13 protein-coding genes are annotated in these 16,972 nt (G+C 38.5%); 10 read left to right on the top strand and 3 right to left on the bottom strand.

All coding sequences use genetic code 11. The features are described 5' to 3' along the window. Window positions 1-112: 112 nt before the first annotated feature. The 5 genes from A9178_RS10820 to A9178_RS10800 all read left to right on the top strand — a co-directional run bounded on the left by A9178_RS10820 (window position 113) and on the right by A9178_RS10800 (window position 6,784). Window positions 113-1,846: a sigma-54-dependent Fis family transcriptional regulator gene (locus A9178_RS10820; protein ID WP_068675150.1), complete on the top strand. Its 1,734-nt coding sequence runs from the start codon at window positions 113-115 to the stop codon at window positions 1,844-1,846. A 224-nt stretch (window positions 1,847-2,070) separates the two neighbouring features. Further along, the gene (locus A9178_RS10815; RefSeq protein ID WP_068675148.1) at window positions 2,071-3,057 is read left to right on the top strand and encodes a 2-keto-3-deoxygluconate permease; all 987 of its coding nucleotides are present in this window, start codon (window positions 2,071-2,073) and stop codon (window positions 3,055-3,057) included. A gap of 29 nt (window positions 3,058-3,086) precedes the next feature. Further along, complete coding sequence (locus A9178_RS10810; protein WP_068675146.1) at window positions 3,087-4,379, top strand: four-carbon acid sugar kinase family protein; 1,293 nt, start codon at window positions 3,087-3,089, stop codon at window positions 4,377-4,379. 2 nt (window positions 4,380-4,381) lie between these two features. Further along, a complete protein-coding gene (gene pdxA, locus A9178_RS10805; protein ID WP_068675144.1) occupies window positions 4,382-5,380 on the top strand; it encodes a 4-hydroxythreonine-4-phosphate dehydrogenase PdxA in 999 nt (332 codons plus the stop codon). 831 nt (window positions 5,381-6,211) lie between these two features. Then, window positions 6,212-6,784: a helix-turn-helix transcriptional regulator gene (locus A9178_RS10800; protein WP_068675142.1), complete on the top strand. Its 573-nt coding sequence runs from the start codon at window positions 6,212-6,214 to the stop codon at window positions 6,782-6,784. Between the two features lie 64 nt (window positions 6,785-6,848). Here A9178_RS10800 and A9178_RS10795 read toward each other — a convergent pair whose 3' ends face one another. Together A9178_RS10795 and A9178_RS10790 are read right to left on the bottom strand one after the other, a co-directional pair. Then, the gene (locus tag A9178_RS10795; RefSeq protein ID WP_068675141.1) at window positions 6,849-8,549 is read right to left on the bottom strand and encodes a methyl-accepting chemotaxis protein; all 1,701 of its coding nucleotides are present in this window, start codon (window positions 8,547-8,549) and stop codon (window positions 6,849-6,851) included. 178 nt (window positions 8,550-8,727) lie between these two features. After that, window positions 8,728-9,435: an EAL domain-containing protein gene (locus tag A9178_RS10790; RefSeq protein WP_082918164.1), complete on the bottom strand. Its 708-nt coding sequence runs from the start codon at window positions 9,433-9,435 to the stop codon at window positions 8,728-8,730. 427 nt (window positions 9,436-9,862) lie between these two features. Here A9178_RS10790 and A9178_RS10785 point away from each other — a divergent pair, with 427 nt between their 5' ends. From A9178_RS10785 to A9178_RS10775, 3 genes are all read left to right on the top strand, one after another. Then, the gene (locus A9178_RS10785; RefSeq protein ID WP_068675139.1) at window positions 9,863-10,759 is read left to right on the top strand and encodes an NAD(P)-dependent oxidoreductase; all 897 of its coding nucleotides are present in this window, start codon (window positions 9,863-9,865) and stop codon (window positions 10,757-10,759) included. A gap of 34 nt (window positions 10,760-10,793) precedes the next feature. Continuing rightward, window positions 10,794-12,302, top strand: a complete 1,509-nt coding sequence (locus tag A9178_RS10780) for a CoA-acylating methylmalonate-semialdehyde dehydrogenase (protein ID WP_068675137.1) — start codon at window positions 10,794-10,796, stop codon at window positions 12,300-12,302. A 217-nt stretch (window positions 12,303-12,519) separates the two neighbouring features. Next, window positions 12,520-13,809 carry a GntP family permease gene (locus tag A9178_RS10775; RefSeq protein WP_068675135.1) on the top strand — a complete coding sequence of 430 codons (1,290 nt, stop codon included), beginning with the start codon at window positions 12,520-12,522 and terminating at the stop codon, window positions 13,807-13,809. 270 nt (window positions 13,810-14,079) lie between these two features. Here the strand turns inward: A9178_RS10775 and A9178_RS10770 are convergent, their stop codons facing one another. Then, entirely contained in the window at window positions 14,080-14,403 is a 324-nt protein-coding gene (locus tag A9178_RS10770) for a YolD-like family protein (protein ID WP_068675133.1), read from the bottom strand. Between the two features lie 227 nt (window positions 14,404-14,630). On the opposite strand from A9178_RS10770, the gene exaC reads away from it, so the two are divergent. Beyond that, window positions 14,631-16,151 (top strand): acetaldehyde dehydrogenase ExaC, encoded by a 1,521-nt coding sequence (gene exaC, locus A9178_RS10765; protein ID WP_068675131.1) that lies wholly within the window; start codon window positions 14,631-14,633, stop codon window positions 16,149-16,151. Window positions 16,152-16,372: 221 nt separating this feature from the next. Continuing rightward, a complete protein-coding gene (locus tag A9178_RS10760) occupies window positions 16,373-16,732 on the top strand; it encodes a DUF779 domain-containing protein (protein ID WP_068675129.1) in 360 nt (119 codons plus the stop codon). Window positions 16,733-16,972: the final 240 nt, after the last annotated feature.

The raw sequence follows: 16,972 nt of genomic DNA, 5'->3' as shown, positions 1-16,972 counted from the left end.
CCGCTTCAAGGCGCATGTTGACAGTCTCTCCATGTCGCAAAGGGTGACAATCTAACTCATTTATGGCATAATAAAGCAACTGTTTAGAAATGCAACGAATGAGGTGGTGTCTATGATTAAAGCTCTTTTTATTGCGCCCTATACAGGGTTAGCGGAAACGGTCAAAAAGACAGATATCCCTGATGATTTTGATATAGATATTGAAATAGCTAACCTAGAAGATGCGATTGATATTGCTGAACGTGCTGAAAAAGACGGGTATGATCTTATTATTAGTCGTGGTGGTACTGCTTCGATGATTGAGGAAGTTGTTTCCATCCCAGTTATTCACGTTGATATTAGTGGATATGATATGCTTCGTGTCTTTACTTTTATTCGAGAAATGAATGATGGCGTAGCACTTGTTGGGTTTGAAAACATTACTCGTAGTGCGGAAACGTTATTTAATATAATGGAATATGATGTTCGAATGGTCACTGTGAAAAGTAGAGATGATGTGACCCCAACCTTGGAAAAGTTAAAGAACGAAGGATTTACCGTTGTTCTTGGTGATACGATTACGATACAGGAAGCGGAAAAAATAGGTTTACGGGGAATATTAATTACGTCCGGAAAAGAAGCTATCATGGATGCGTATGATGAGGCTCGGCGGTTGTATCGTTTATTTAAAGGTGTAACAAGACAGGTGAATGAATATCATCATATCTTACATTCCCTGCCATTCCCGTTTGTTTTTGTGAATAACGAGAAAGAAATTTTGGAAAAAAATAGTTTGTTTCATAACGAACTTCTTCAACATGATGTGATCATTCCTGATGTTTGGAAAGTTGTGAAACGTGTTTTGGAAAGTGGACAAAGCGAGTGGGCTGAAATAGATAGGGAATCTAAGGGATATGTCATACAGGTTTTTCCTGTGGAAGAAAAAAAGATGGCAGGAATGATCGTACACTCCTCCTTTCCTAAATTAGATAATAAAAGTTATCAAATCAATCATAGTCCTGTCCGGCTGCCCATTATTGGCGACAGTCGACAGGCGGAAGGTTTGCGGAATCATTTAAACAAATTTGCATTAACAGACGATTCGATTCTCATTATAGGTGAAGCCGGAACAGGGAAGAGCACGGTAGCTCAAGCGATCCATTTTGAACGATTCGGACAAGACTACCCAATCGTCTCCCTGGGAGGAAGCCGTTTAAATGATTTGAATTGGGAAGAGCTTAACCGTACATTGTACAAGATCCAGAAAGGTACGCTTCTCTTTAAAAATATAGAGGAACTTTCAAAACAAACACAACATGAATTATTGGAGCTTTTACATCAAAAGCCTAATGAAATAAAAGTAATCACCTTGGTCAGTCATTCCCTAGATTCCGAGGTTCAAAAAGGTCAATTTCATAAAGAGTTGTACAATAAACTATCTAACCTTCCACTGCACTTAACACCATTAAGAGAGAGGAAAGAGGATATCGCAACATTTGTACACTATTTTCTATCTGATTTTCATGCGGAAAGTGGAAATGAAACATTAGGCATGAAAAAAGAGGCGATGGATTATTTAAAACAATTTGATTGGCCAGGGAATTTTAACCAGTTGAAGAACGTGATTAATGAATTAAGTTTGACGACTTCAGACTTTTATATCGAATTGAATCATGTAAAAGAGGTTCTGTCCCATTTAGAAACAGGGGATACATTTGAAGAAACTGTACTACATAACCGAACATTGAAGGAAATAGAACAAGAAATTATTAAAAAGGTACTTGAAGAAGAGAATCATAATCAAACGAAAGCCGCAAAACGATTAGGGATTAATCGTACGACGTTGTGGAGAAAACTAAATCAATAAAGAAACACCAAAGAAGAGATGGGAGCCTGTCTCTTCTTTTTGTTGTTTAAAAATGCAACAAACATACTTTGTTCTGTGGAAGTGAAATAGGCCTTTTTCCCATTTTTTGCAAAAATGTGTTGCAATATATATTTTTGTAGTATAAAATAACTATGGAAAACGCTTTAAGAAATTAAAAATTGTTACATAATGAAACAATTGATATGATGGAGGGAGTAAGTTTTATGAGAATTAAAGCTACATTAGAAAGAATTCCAGGTGGTATGATGGTTGTTCCGTTGTTACTTGCTGCAACAATCAACACATTCGCGCCGGATTTATTAAGAATAGGAAACTTTACACAAGCGTTATTTGTGGATGGAGCAAGTACGTTAATTGCTTTGTTCTTACTATTTACAGGTGCACAAATTAATCTTAAAAACGTTGGAGTTAGTCTTGGGAAAGGTGCAACACTATTAGCAACGAAATGGGTCGTTGGTGCGATTGTTGGTTTAATTGCTTTTATGTTTGCAGGTGATGATGGATTATGGTTAGGCTTAGCACCAATCGCGATTATTGCTGCGATGACAAATAGTAATGGTGGATTATATGTTGCGTTAGTTGGACAATACGGAGATAAGACAGACCGTGCGGCATACTCTTTATTGGCATTAAATGATGGCCCGTTCTTAACGATGGTTGCCTTAACTATTTTTGGAGCAATGGGATTTGTGGATGGAATGTTCTCTGTCGTTTCCTTTGTTTCTGTATTATTACCAATTGTTGTTGGGATGGTATTAGGTAATTTAGACGAGGATATGCGCAATTTCTTCAGTAAAGGAAGCTCTGTATTAATTCCGTTTTTCGCATTTGCGCTAGGAATGGGAATTAACTTTGAAAGCATTATTGAAGGTGGATTATCTGGTATTATCGTTGGTTTATTAACGGTATTCGTTACAGGTACTGCAGGTTACTTTGTATTTAAAGCAATGAAATGGAATCCAATTGTTGGAGTTGCTGAAGGATCAACGGCTGGAAATGCTGTAGCAACACCTGCTGCAATTGCTGCTGCTAGCTCCGCATTTGCCGCAAATGTGGAACTTGCAACGGTTCAAGTTGCTGCATCTGTTGTGACAACAGCTATTTTACTTCCTATTTACCTTGGATTTCTTGTGAAGAGACTGGAGAAAAAAGGGATTCGTGTACCAGAGGATTATGTGATCGATAAGTAATTCATTAAAGATGAGGGTGAGGGAACAACATGAATAGAACGATAGGAATTATTGCGGATGATTTGACAGGTGCAAATGATAGTGGTATTCAATTGACGACGAAGGGAATCGATACCTCGGTTTACTTTGAAATTCCAACTCATCATCATCATTTATCAAGTGGAATTGTGGTTGACACGAATTCACGTGCATTATTAAAGGAAGAAGCTGTTTCCATTACGAAACAGGCTTCCTTGTTTTTAAAAGAAGCTGGATATAAATATATTTATAAAAAAATGGACTCTACATTAAGAGGACAAACAGGGTTAGAGCTAAAGGCGATGAGGGATGTTTTTGATCCTGAATTTATCGTTGTTGCCCCTGCGTTTCCAGCGCTGGGCCGAACAACAAAGGGTGGAATACATTATGTAAATGGGGAAAAAATAGTAGATACAGAATTTTCCAAGGACCCCAAACACCCGGTTACAACTTCTTTTATCCCGGCTCTACTCGAAATTGAAATGGAAGAGACGATTGGTCTATTAACACAATTGGACTATGAAAGTGAAGTGTCCGAGTTTGAAGAAAAGCTAAAGACTTGGAAAAGTCGGGGCGTAACATATATTGTTTGCGATGCAGAAACACAAGATGATTTACGACTGGCAGCAAAACGTATCGCTTCCATAACCGAAAATGTCATATGGGCCGGCTCTGCGGGATTAGCAGAGGTACTTCCGGAAGTGCTTGGATTTGGACAACCGATCGGGGAGCAGGAATTTCCGATATCGAAACAAGTTATGACCGTTTGCGGTAGCTTGTCTCAAGTGACACAGAATCAAGTGAAATATGCAGTGGAGCAACCAAATGTTACGGCTGTTGAGATAAATACGGTAGAAATATTTGCCGAGGATTGGGTTTCGCATCGAAATCACTATATTGAAAATTGCCTAAACGGATTGCGTGAAGGGAACGACATTGTTCTTTTTGTGCCGTCAAATGAAACAGTTAGACAAGAAGTGAAACAGATTGGAAAAACGTTGGCGCTGACTGGCAACCAAATTGGAGAAAAAATCTCTCATGCATTAGGAGAAATTTCGGTTAAAGTAGCGGAAGAAGCGGAACAACTCTCTGGTTTTGTACTTACAGGTGGAGATGCGGCAAAAGATACTTCTCGTCAATTGGGTGGCATTGGTTTTCAGTTGATGAAACAGGTAGAAGCAGGAATTCCATTAGGATCTTTAATTGGAACGGAAAAAGAATATATAGCAGTAACGAAAGCTGGTGCATTTGGAAAAGAAGATTCCATTTATCGTGCCATGCAACAATTGAAGGGAGTTCGGTAAAAATGAGTAAGAAGCCAATTATCGGAATTACAATGGGGGACGCTGCAGGAGTAGGCCCAGAAATCATTGTGAAAAGTTTACAAAGTGAAGAACTATACGAACAGGCGCATCCTATTGTAATAGGAGATGCGAAAATGTTGAAACGTGCAGCTAATTTATTGGATATCAACACAACGATTCGTTCTATTGGGACTGATGCTGATTTTACAGAAACTGCTTTTGGAGAAATAGTTTGTGTGAATTTAGATATTCTTCCAGCTGATCTTCCTTTTGGAGTAGTATCAGCAGAAGCAGGTCATGCTGCATTTGAATTTTTGAAAACAGCGATTGAGCTTGCGAATGAAGGTAAAATTCAAGCGATTTGTACAGCGCCATTGAATAAAGAAGCGTTGCATAAAGGTGGCCATATTTATCCTGGCCATACGGAAATACTGGCAGAACTAACTGGTACAAAAGATTTTTCCATGATGTTATCTTCACCAAAATTAAAAGTGATCCATGTGACCACTCATATTGGTTTATTGGATGCAATTAAAACGATTGAACCAGAACGTGTTCATAAAGTAATAGAACTGGCACATGATACCCTTTCAAAATCAGGTATCCAAGGCCCAAAGATCGGTGTTTGTGGAATAAACCCCCACGCTGGAGAAAATGGGCTGTTCGGATATGGAGAAGAAGAAGAAAAAATTATTCCCGCAGTCGAGCGTTCACAGAAAGAGGGAATTAATGTAGAAGGCCCACTACCGGCTGATACTTTATTTTTCCGTGCCCAACGTGGCGACTTTGATATCGTCGTTGCGATGTATCACGACCAAGGTCATGGACCGATTAAAGTTCTAGGTTTAGAATCTGGAGTGAATATCACAGTTGGTCTACCAATCATCCGAACAAGTGTAGACCATGGAACAGCATTTGATATTGCTGGAAAAGGAATCGTGGATGATAGAAGTATGCTAGAAGCGCTCCGTCAGGCAATAGAACTAGCGCCAAAACAATAGGACGAGAGGACGTAAAGGCTCTGTGCTGGTAACGATAATAGTGGAATACTTTGTATAAATATTTTGCAAAGTATTCCATTATTTTTTTATTAGAGGTATTTTGGCTTTCGTCGTGTTAATGAGAGCCCGAACAACCGGGTATTTTGTTTGTATCGTCACTCATGGGGCTGATGAGAGCCCGAACAACCGGGTATTTTGTTTGTATCGTCACTCATCGGGCTGATGAGTAGCGGAATAATTGAGTTTTTCGTTAGCACCGCGACTCATGGTGCCGATGAGTAGCGGAACGATCGAGTTTTTCATTTGCACCGCGACTCATGGTGCAGATGAGTAGCGGAACGATCGAGTTTTTCGTTAGCACCGCGACTCATGGGGCTGATGAGTAGCGGAACGATCGTGTTTTTTGTTAGCACCGCGACTCATCGAGCCAATGAGTAGCGGAACGATTGAGCTTTTTGTTAGCACCGCGACTCATGGTGCCGATGAGTAGCGGAATGATCGAGTTTTTCGTTAGCACCGCGACTCATGGTGCCGATGAGTAGCGGAACGATTGAGTTTTTCATTTGCACCGCGACTCATGGTGCAGATGAGTAGCGGAACGATCGAGTTTTTCGTTAGCACCGCGACTCATGGGGCTGATGAGTAGCGGAACGATCGTGTTTTTTGTTAGCACCGCGACTCATCGAGCCAATGAGTGCCGGAATCCCCGAGTTGTTCATTTAAATCGCGACTCATGTATATCACGGAGTTTTAGTAGAACTTTTTTACTATAATCTTTCATCAAGAGGATGCAAAAAATACATAGAAAATAAATTGGAAAGGTGAGAAGATTTGAGAAGAAATTGGACTTCGGATGAAATTACATATTTAAAAGATAGTATAGGATTATATAAACTTACAACGATTGCCCGGAATTTAGATCGCTCCTATGATTCCGTAAGGGTTAAGATGACTAGACTTTCTCTATCTAATACAAAAGCACAAACAGGTTATATCACATTTCACGAATTGGCCCAACTTTTAAAAGTGGATCGAAATACTGTCAAGGGATGGGCGATGAACTATAAATTGCCCTATATCAAAAAAGCAACAAGAGCACGTAAATACTTCTATTTTATAGACCCGCCTGCTTTTTGGGACTGGGCAGAGCAACATAAGGATAAAGTTCAGTTTTCAAATATTGACCCTCAAAGTATACCGCCTGAGCCGGAATGGGTGGAGAGGGAAAGGAGAAAGGATACGTATTCTCCGAAGAAAAGGCGTTATCAAAAATGGACTACGAAAGAGGAAACCTGCCTAATAGAGTTACGTAAGAGTGGATTAACCTTTAAAGAAATCAGTGAAAAAATGGGGAGAAGTCCGATAAGTGTTGAACGGCATTATAAAAGAGTTTTAAATAATTGAGTTGAAAAATGTAAAAAGATCAATTCCCACCTAATAATGGGGAATTGATCTTTTCATTTCATCCCTATATTTTAAATCTACCGACAAGCATTTGTAATTCCTCTGCCATTTTAGATAGGTGTGTAGCAGAAGCTGTAATTTCTTCCATAGAAGCCAGCTGTTCTTCTGATGAAGATGCAACATTTTGTGTGTTGTCTGCAGATGTTTTGGAAATACGTGCAATTTCCTCCATAGAGGCATTCACTTGCTCTGCGCTTGCAGACATTTCTTCTGATACTGCTGAAACTTCTTGAATTTGAGAGGTTACTTTTTCTATTGATTGTAAAATGCTCTTAAACCCTTCTCCTGTTTGATTAATCATATCCATACCAAGAGATGTCTCTTCCTTACCTTTATTCATCATATTAACTGCGTGCGAGGTATCTACTTGTATTTGTTCAATTAATTCCGTAATTTGATCTGCAGAATCCTTGGATTGTTCCGCAAGCTTACGTACTTCATCGGCAACCACTGCAAATCCTTTTCCGTGTTCTCCAGCACGTGCTGATTCGATGGCTGCATTAAGTGCTAAAAGATTCGTTTGTTCGGAAATACCAGTGATGACTTCTATAATCGAGCCAATTTTATTGGATTGCTCTCCCAACTTTTTAATTACAGTAGCTGAATTATCTGTAGCTGACTGGATTGCATTCATTTGTTGAACAGCTTTTTGGATCAATTCATCTCCATCATTTGCTTCCTTGTTTGTTTCTGTAGCTAATTCTGAAATAGAAGAAGTAGTTTCGGCAACATGTTGGATACCGATAGCCATCTCCCTCATGGCCGCTAAACTTTCATTTGCACTCTGTTCTTGAGATTCAGCACCACTTGCAACTTCTTGAATAGACGCTGAAATTTCATTCGTTGCATGTGACGTCTGTTCCGCACTTGCTGTTAATTCTTCAGAAGATGCAGCAACTTGGTTGGATGTCGTTCCAACTTGTCCAATCATATCACGTAAGCTACTAATCATTCGATTAAACGATTTAGCAAGTTGACCAACTTCATCTTGAGATTTTACAGATAATTCTTTTGTTAAATCCCCTTCACCATCCGAAATTTCTTTTAATTGGTCATTGATATTTCTGATTGGTTGGACAATGGATTTTGTGATAAAGATACTAGCCAATATCGCTATAATTCCGGAGACTACTATTACAACTAATAGGATAGTTAGTAAAGATAGAATGGTATTATTGATTACTTTAATCTTTGGACCTACTAGCCACATACCAATAATTTCACCGTTTGAATTCTTTAATGGCTTATACATTGCTAAATAATCTTCCCCAACGATGTCTGCTTCTCCGATAAACGTTTCTTGATTTTTTAATACGACTTCTGTAACCTCTGGGTCAGCTTTTGTACCAATGGTTCGCTGTCCGTCTTGCATGACATTAGTTGCTACTCTAGTATCCCCTTGGAAAATAGTTACAGCTCCATTTGTAATTTCACCTATTTTGTCCATTAACTCATTATTATCGTTAATTTTTACATTCCCTTTATATAACTCTCCACCCTTGATTTCCCAATCACCTTCATACGTTTCATTCAACCAATTGTATCCAAGTTTATTAACAACCTGGACTCTATCGGTAAAAACTTCCTTCATCGCTTTATTCACTTGGAAATAGGATACAAAAGTTATAATAATAGATAAGAATAGTATGATTGCGATAATTAATAGATTAATTTTTGTTCCTATTTTTAGATTATTTATTTTCATAAAGCCGTTTCCCTCCTTTTTTTAAGCACATTATGAATGATGAATGACTTTAGAGCAGTATGTAAAATAGTCACCCATTACTATCACGATATGACCTTCTGACTATATTATCGACATAAATCGACAAAGGTTAATAGTCTCCATTATAAATATGTATATAAATTGCGAAAAGGGTGAATTAGAGTGGTGCTGGTTTTCCTAATAAAAATCCTTGTCCATTTGGTACACCTATCTTTTGAGCTGTTTTTAAATCGGTCTCATTTTCAATTCCCTCTAATACAAATTCGGTATGTGTATTTTCACAATATGTCAGGACGGATTTAACCATTTCCTGTTTTTGTTCGGAAGTTGATAGATTAAACGCAAAGTATTTATCCATCTTTACATAATCAGGTTCTAATTCAATGATGGCCCGTAAAGAAGCAGCTCCTTTTCCTACATCGTCTATCGCAAATAAAAATCCTTTTCTTTTTAAATTCTCCAAGCCGTGTAGAAAAAGAGGCATATCAAAAATAATCTCTGATTCATTGATTTCAAAGATAATCTCTTCACTTTTTATATTATTTTTGTTTACTATTTTATTCATAAAACTGGAGAATAGCGGGTTAGAAATGGTTGTAGGGAAGACGTTGATGAATAAGTTCTGTTTTACTTTTCCCGATTTAGAGTAGGTAGAAATAGCATTGCCGATAGATTTAGTCTCCAACTCGTATAGTTTATTCGCTGTACGGGCTGATTGAAATACTAATTCGGGGTTGTTATAAAGGTTTGTTCGAAATAAGACTTCAAATCCAATCCTATTTTTTTCATTTAGATTATACAATGGTTGAAAATGGTGATGGAATTGCTCTTCTTCTAGTAGTAAGCTCATTTCCTTATGCAACATATTAAAGATCCTTTCCACAAAAAAACATAGGTATTTTTTACTATTTGATAGTATAGCAAATTACCTATATATTTAGCAACAGTGATCCATAGGGACAGGTCCCTTGTCCCACACATTCTAATGCTATGATGTCAACTAAAACGCCGGAAGTTCAATGGAATCAGACATAAAGGGTGAAGACTACTCTTGTCTACACCTGCATAAGTCAAGTGGACTTTCGAATTCTAGCAAGGTTTTTAAAGAGTATTCACTATTTTGTAACAAATAATAATTATATAAAATAGTCAATATAGAAACAATTGACAGACAATTATAGTTAAGTTAACATTTATTTGAAAGGAATAATAATTTAAGAATCAGAATCATCTTCTACGCGAAAAAGACAGCGCTTTCTTAAAATTGAAAAGGATTGAAGGAGGGATTTTGAATGGATACGAAAAAAGTAGGATTTCTTGGATTAGGGAATATGGGTTTCCCGATGGCAAGTAATTTACTAAAAGCAGGTTTTACTGTTTATGGAGTAGATGCAAATGAGGAAGCAGAGAAAAAATTTGCTAAGATTGGTGGAAAAGTTGGCTTTACCTCTGCTACATTACCAAGTGAAGTGAATGTGATTTTCACTAGTCTACCAACACCGCAAATTGTGGAAGCGGTTTATTTAGGGAATGAGGGCCTTGTAGAGAATGGACAAGCACCTTTAACATTAATTGATCTTAGTACCATCTCTCCAAAGTTAAATGAAAAAGTTGCCAAAGCCTCATTGGATAAGGGGATTCAGTACTTAGGTGCTCCGGTAAGTGGAAGTGTTTCTGGAGCAGAAGCAGCAACTTTAAGTGTAATGGTCGGGGGCAATAAAGAAACATACGATTTCGCATTACCATACTTAGAAGCAATCGGTAAAAATATTTTCCATGTTGGGGAAGAACATGGGTTAGGAACAGTGGTTAAATTAATTAATAATTTAATGGCCGGTATTCATACTCAGGCAGTTGCAGAAGCTTTGTCTATTGCTGATGCTGCAGGTTTAGATCATGATATTGTATATAAAATTGTTAGTGTAAGCTCAGGCCAGAGTGATGTATTTAGACGAAACTATGAAAATTTTATCGCCAAGGATGAATATATAAAAGGGGCTTTCACTACAGCACTTCTATTAAAAGACTTAAAACTAGCAAATACTATATCCAATTCATATAATGGCAAATTACCATTGGGTGAAGCGCTAGTAGATTACTTTGAAACCAATATCGAGGATTATGCCGATAAAGATATGTCTTCAGCCTATCTCATGCTAACGGCACAAAAGGAAAAAGTGGATCAGTAAATTTACATAAAAATATGTAGGAGGAATAAATTAGATGACGACAGTTACGTTAGATAGACTAACACATTATATTAATGGAAAAAAAGTAGAAGGAAAAAATGATTTGGTTGGTTATGTATACAGTCCATCTACTGGGCAGAAAATAGCTACTGTTCCTTTTGCTTCAGCAGAAGAAGTTGATGAGACCGTTCAGTTAGCGAAAGAAGCACAAGCAAAATGGGCAAAAGTTTCTGTAGGAAAAAGAATTCAAGTTCTATTTAAGTTTCGCCAATTATTGGTAGAAAATACGGAAAAGTTAGCTATACAAATAGGAAAAGAAAATGGGAAAACAATCTCTGATGCAAAAGGAGAAATAGCCAGAGGAATAGAGTCCGTTGATTTAGCAATTGGCGCACCGGATATTTTAAAAGGGGAGCACTCTGTTAATGTTGGTGGGGAAATAAACGCATATTCTATGAAACAACCATTAGGTGTTGTTACATGTATCTCTCCGTTTAACTTCCCAATCATGGTACCGCTTGCAATGAGTACGATGGCTGTTGCTGTGGGAAATGCAATGATCTTAAAACCGTCTGAAAAAGTTCCATATTCTGCTTTATTCATGTCGGAGCTTTGGGAGGAAGCTGGCTTACCAGCTGGTGTTTGGAATGTTGTGAATGGGGATAAAGATACGGTAAATGCCCTTATCACACATAAAGATATTGAAGCTATAAGTTTTGTTGGTTCTACAAATGTAGCAAAAATTATCTATGAAACTGGTACAAAGCATCATAAACGTGTCAATGCTTTCGGTGGAGGGAAGAACCACATGGTCATCTTGCCGGATGCTGACATGGATAAAACGGTCGATTCTTTCATAGGTGCTGCTTATGGTTCGGCATCACAGCGTTGTATGGCTATTTCGGTCGCAATGCCAGTCGGACAAAAGACTGCAGAAGTGTTTACGCAAAAATTAAAAGAAAAAGTAAAAGATTTAAAACCAGGTGCTTATGATGACGAAACAGCAAACTTTGGAGCTGTCATAAGTGCAGAAGCAAAACAAAGCATTTTACATGCGATTGATGAAGCGGTAGAAGAAGGAGCTAATATTGTAGTAGATGGTCGAAACCCTGATGTGGAAAACAAGGAAGGATTTTACCTTGGTGCTACATTACTAGACAACGTTACTCCTAACATGAAAGTGTATAAAGAAGAAGTATTTGGTCCTGCACGTCAAATTGTTACGGTAGATTCGATTGGCGAAGCGATCCAGTTGATTAACGACCATCCGTACGGTAATGGTGTGACTGTATTCACCAATAGTGGCCGTGATGCTCGTAAATTCACACAAGAAATAGAAGTAGGGATGGTTGGGGTAAATGTACCCGTTCCAATACCGGTTGGCTATCATAATTTCGGCGGGTGGAAAGATTCACGATTTGGTGAAGGACAAATGTTTGGTCCGGATACTGCACGATTCTTTACAAAAACAAAAACAGTTTCGGAAAGATGGTTTGATCAGTCTGAAACAGATGAAACAAACTTTGATTTTCCTAGTAGTTAATGAAAAAGAAAAGGGCCATTACGGTGGCCCTTAATTTTTGGCAGATAGGAAAGTATAAAACTTTTCCCGTCTGGCACTCGGATTACTCGCTTCATCGCTAAGATTTACATAAGTGTAACTAAGGCATTCGCCAAAAGAATGGGTGGATGCTATGTTTTCTAACATAATTATGTAAGCACTTTGATATTGGGGATGTTTATGAAAAAGAGGTGATGAAATGATTGGGATATTTTTAGGGTTAGCCTTGTTAATTATTCTTGCTTACCGTGGATGGTCCATTATCTGGATTGCGCCAATTTGTTCTGGGGTTGTGGCGATATTTGGAGGGCTTGATTTACTAGATGCTTATACAAATACCTACATGCAAGGCTTTGTTGATTTTACGAAGAGTTGGTTCCCTGTCTTTATGTTAGGAGCTATCTTTGGTAAATTAATGGAATTCAGTGGGATGGCTCAGTCTGTCGCACATGGTATTATTAAACTTTTTGGTGAAAAACAGGCGATTGTTGGTGTCATTATGGCCTCAGCGGTTTTGGCATATGGTGGGATTAGTGTGTTTGTCGTTGTATTTGCCGTCTATCCACTTGCGGTAAGTATGTTTAGACAAGCCGATATTCCAAGAAAACTTATGCCGGCCACCATTACAGCTGGGATGATGACGTTTGCCATGACTGCACTTCCCGGAACTCCACAAATTCAGAATTTGATTCCAATGGATTACTTCAATACTACAGCCGCTGCAGCACCAATTATGGGGCTTGCTGCTACACTCGTTATGGCTGGGGGATCATATTTTTATCTGAAAAAAAGAGAACAAAATTTAAAAAAAGCTGGATATGGATTTGAAGAGTTTGAAAAAGATAAGGAAACAAACGGGAAGTTAGTGGAAAATCCACCACATATCCTCTTATCTTTACTACCATTGATATCTGTAATCATTACGCTAAATGTCTTAAAATGGGATATTGTGGTTTGTTTATTAGTTGGTATTTTACTCATTATCGTATTTTCATTAAGCAAAATCAAAGGTATGGTTTCAGCACTAAACCAAGGTGCTTCAGATTCTGTCATGGCCATGATTAATACGTCTGCAGCAGTTGGATTTGGAACTGTTGTACGAGTTGTTCCGGGATTTCAGAAATTAAGTGATTATATTCTAGGTATTGATGCAAATCCGCTTATTTCGATGGCTATTGCGTCGAATGTATTGTCCGGAGCAACCGGTTCCGCATCTGGAGGATTAGGTATTACGATGGAAGCGTTAGGCCATAAATATAATGAAATTGCTGCATCCTCAGGTATTGCACCAGAGGCATTTCACCGTATTGCCTCCATCGCATCTGGTGGTCTAGACGCATTGCCACATAATGGAGCAGTGATAACCATACTAATTGTCACGGGTTTAACGCATAAACAATCGTACAGAGATCTTGCAGTAGTAGCAATCGTCTTTCCGATTTTATCACTAATCCCAGCTATTTTACTTGCTAGTGTCGGCATTTATTAAGGATAGGTTATTTAATGCGTTCTTAAGATAGGTTCAAACAAATGTTTGATTATGTGTTTGTTTGGAATTAGAATACAGGTTGCTTTGAGAGAAGTGTTTGCTGGACTTCTCTCTTTATCTATATCAACTATACATAAAATTTATCTTAATCCCTACAAGTCAGATACATTTTCTACAAGGGGGATTTAGGATTGAATTTGGGTGTTACTCGAAATTCCAAGTTGTGCCCCGATTACGCTAAAAAGGCCCCTTAATCTTTACTGGCTACGGTTATTCCATATCAACATCTAAAATATCCATTAATCCTATTCTCGTATAGTCCTCTAACTGTATATATTTATCGGCAAGGTCAATCTTTTTTATTTTTCCTTTCATCATTTTGTAATCATAATTGGAATAATATTTAATTTCAACAGATAAGTGATGATGAATGGCGAGTTGCAGTTTCATGTTTATTTCCTCTAATTCTTGCTCATCTAACATTGGCTTTGCTTTCTTTTCTTTGTCTTTCCACATCTTATTTAACAGCTGGATATGCTCTGGTAACATCATAGCTGTCCATTTAATCGTGCCCCGGTCATTTACCTCAGACATAATAAAACCACCTCACTTAGAACATTTGTTCCCATTGTAACATAAAAATATAGTTATAGGAAGAGCCATAGGGACAGGTCCCTCGTCCCAAAAGAAACTTGGGACGAGGGACCTGTCCCCATGGATTAATTGGAATATTTCCTAAAGACAAGAATAAGTTTATTAGAGACGTTCTTCTAGATCATACATAACATCTAAAAATGTCTATTATGAAGGAGGAAATATTCTTGAGGTACAATAATCCAAACACAGAGGGTTCTATCGTTTCATTTAAAAAGCGCTATGATAATTTTATTGGTGGGGTATACCGCGCGCCTGTGAAGGGGCAATATTTTGACAATGTCACACCTGTCACTGGTGAGGTGTTTTGTGAGATCGCTCGTTCCACGAAAGAAGATGTTCAATTAGCAGTTGATGCGGCACACGCAGCAAAGGATGCATGGGGAAAAACATCGGTTGCAGAAAGGGCGAATATCCTTAATAAAATTGCGAATCGCTTAGAAGAAAATAAAGAGGTATTAGCAGTGGCAGAAACATGGGATAATGGAAAAGCCGTTCGGGAAACACTTGCTGCAGATATCCCGCTTGCAGTCGATCATTTTCGCTATTTTGCTGGTGCGATTCGTGCGCAAGAGGGTGGCATCAGTCAAGTCGACGAAGATACGGTTGCCTATCATTTCCATGAGCCATTAGGAGTGGTCGGGCAGATTATCCCGTGGAACTTCCCACTGTTAATGGCAACTTGGAAGCTAGCACCTGCACTGGCAGCAGGAAATTGTGTCGTACTAAAACCAGCTGAGCAAACACCAGCATCAATTCATGTTTTTCTAGATATTGTGAAAGATTTATTGCCAGCTGGAGTCGTGAATGTGGTAAATGGTTTTGGGGTGGAGGCAGGAAAACCACTTGCAACGAATCCTGGAATTTCTAAAGTTGCCTTCACGGGGGAGACGACAACTGGACGATTAATCATGCAGTATGCTTCGGAAAATATTATTCCGGTAACGCTGGAATTGGGCGGGAAGTCGCCGAATATTTTCTTTGAAGATGTGATGGATAAGGATGATGGTTATTTAGATAAGGCAATTGAAGGAATGGTTATGTTTGCTTTGAACCAAGGAGAAGTATGTACTTGTCCATCCCGCGCGCTCGTTCATGAATCCATTTACGACGCATTTATGGAAAGAGCAATTGAACGGGTAAAACAAATTAAAATTGGTCACCCACTTGATAAAGAGACGATGATGGGAGCACAAGCTTCAATCGAACAAATGGAAAAAATAAGTTCTTATTTGGACATCGGAAAACAAGAAGGTGCAGAAGTCCTAACTGGAGGAAATGTCAATAAATTAGAAGGGGAACTGGCTGGTGGATATTATGTAGAACCGACTATCTTTAAAGGCGATAACAACATGAGAATTTTCCAAGAAGAAATCTTTGGACCAGTTCTTTCGGTAACAACCTTCAAGGAAAAAGAAGAAGCATTGAAAATTGCCAATGATACGTTGTATGGATTGGGAGCAGGGGTTTGGACACGCGATATTAATACGGCATATCGTTTCGGTCGAGCCATTGAAGCGGGTCGTGTCTGGACCAATTGCTATCACCAATACCCAGCACACGCCGCGTTTGGCGGATATAAAAAATCTGGTATTGGCAGAGAAAATCATTTAATGATGCTAAGCCATTATCAACAAACGAAGAATTTATTGATTAATTATAGTGAGGCGGCAACTGGGTTGTTTTAGTGGATAGGAAAATTTCGGTATATATGTAAGTTACGTGTTAGCCGGCAGGGATTTGCGGCGAGTACCTGGAATATCGGTAATAAATACCGGAATATCGGTAATGAAAAACGAAATATTAGTATAGAGTAACGAGTTCTTGCCTATGAATATCGGACTTTTAAAAGGAGCATTCATTCCATCGTGATGAGTCGCTCCTTTTTTCATAAAAAAGGAGGAATCACATGGTTAAACGTGTTATTGCGACGGAAGAGGCGTTGAAATTGATTGAAAAATTAAAAGAAATTCATGGACCATTAATGTTTCACCAATCAGGAGGATGTTGTGATGGTAGTTCCCCGATGTGTTATCCGAGGGATGAGTTTCGGACAGGAGATTCGGATATCCTTTTAGGTGAAATCAGTGGTACGCCATTTTTCATGGCCAAAGATCAATATGAGTATTGGAAACATACGCAACTTATTATTGATGTTGTCGATGGACGAGGGGGGATGTTTTCCCTGGAGGGTCCTGAAGGTAAAAGGTTTTTGACGAGGTCTCGGGTGTTTACGGAGGAGGAGAGGAAACTGCTGTTTAAACAGTGAAGAAGGTGGAACAGCAATTGTTGCGATTATCGCACTGGTCACCAACAGAAAAAAGAAGTAACCGCCCACTACTCGGTCAAAGTGTAGGGGAATTAGGCATGTATGTTGCTTGGGAAGAGTGTTCGTAGTGCTCTGTCTATTTTTATTATATTATAATTCTATTTAGACCCACGCGTCCCAAAAAGATATATGGTGCCTAGGCAATATAGAGTTCTCGTATTTCCACAGGAATGTGGGAAC

Source organism: Oceanobacillus sp. Castelsardo, assembly GCF_001659985.1.
In the GTDB taxonomy this organism is placed as follows: Bacteria; Bacillota; Bacilli; order Bacillales; family Amphibacillaceae; genus Oceanobacillus.
Note: the sequence above shows the minus strand (reverse complement) of the source record. Positions and strands in the feature narration are given on the sequence as shown.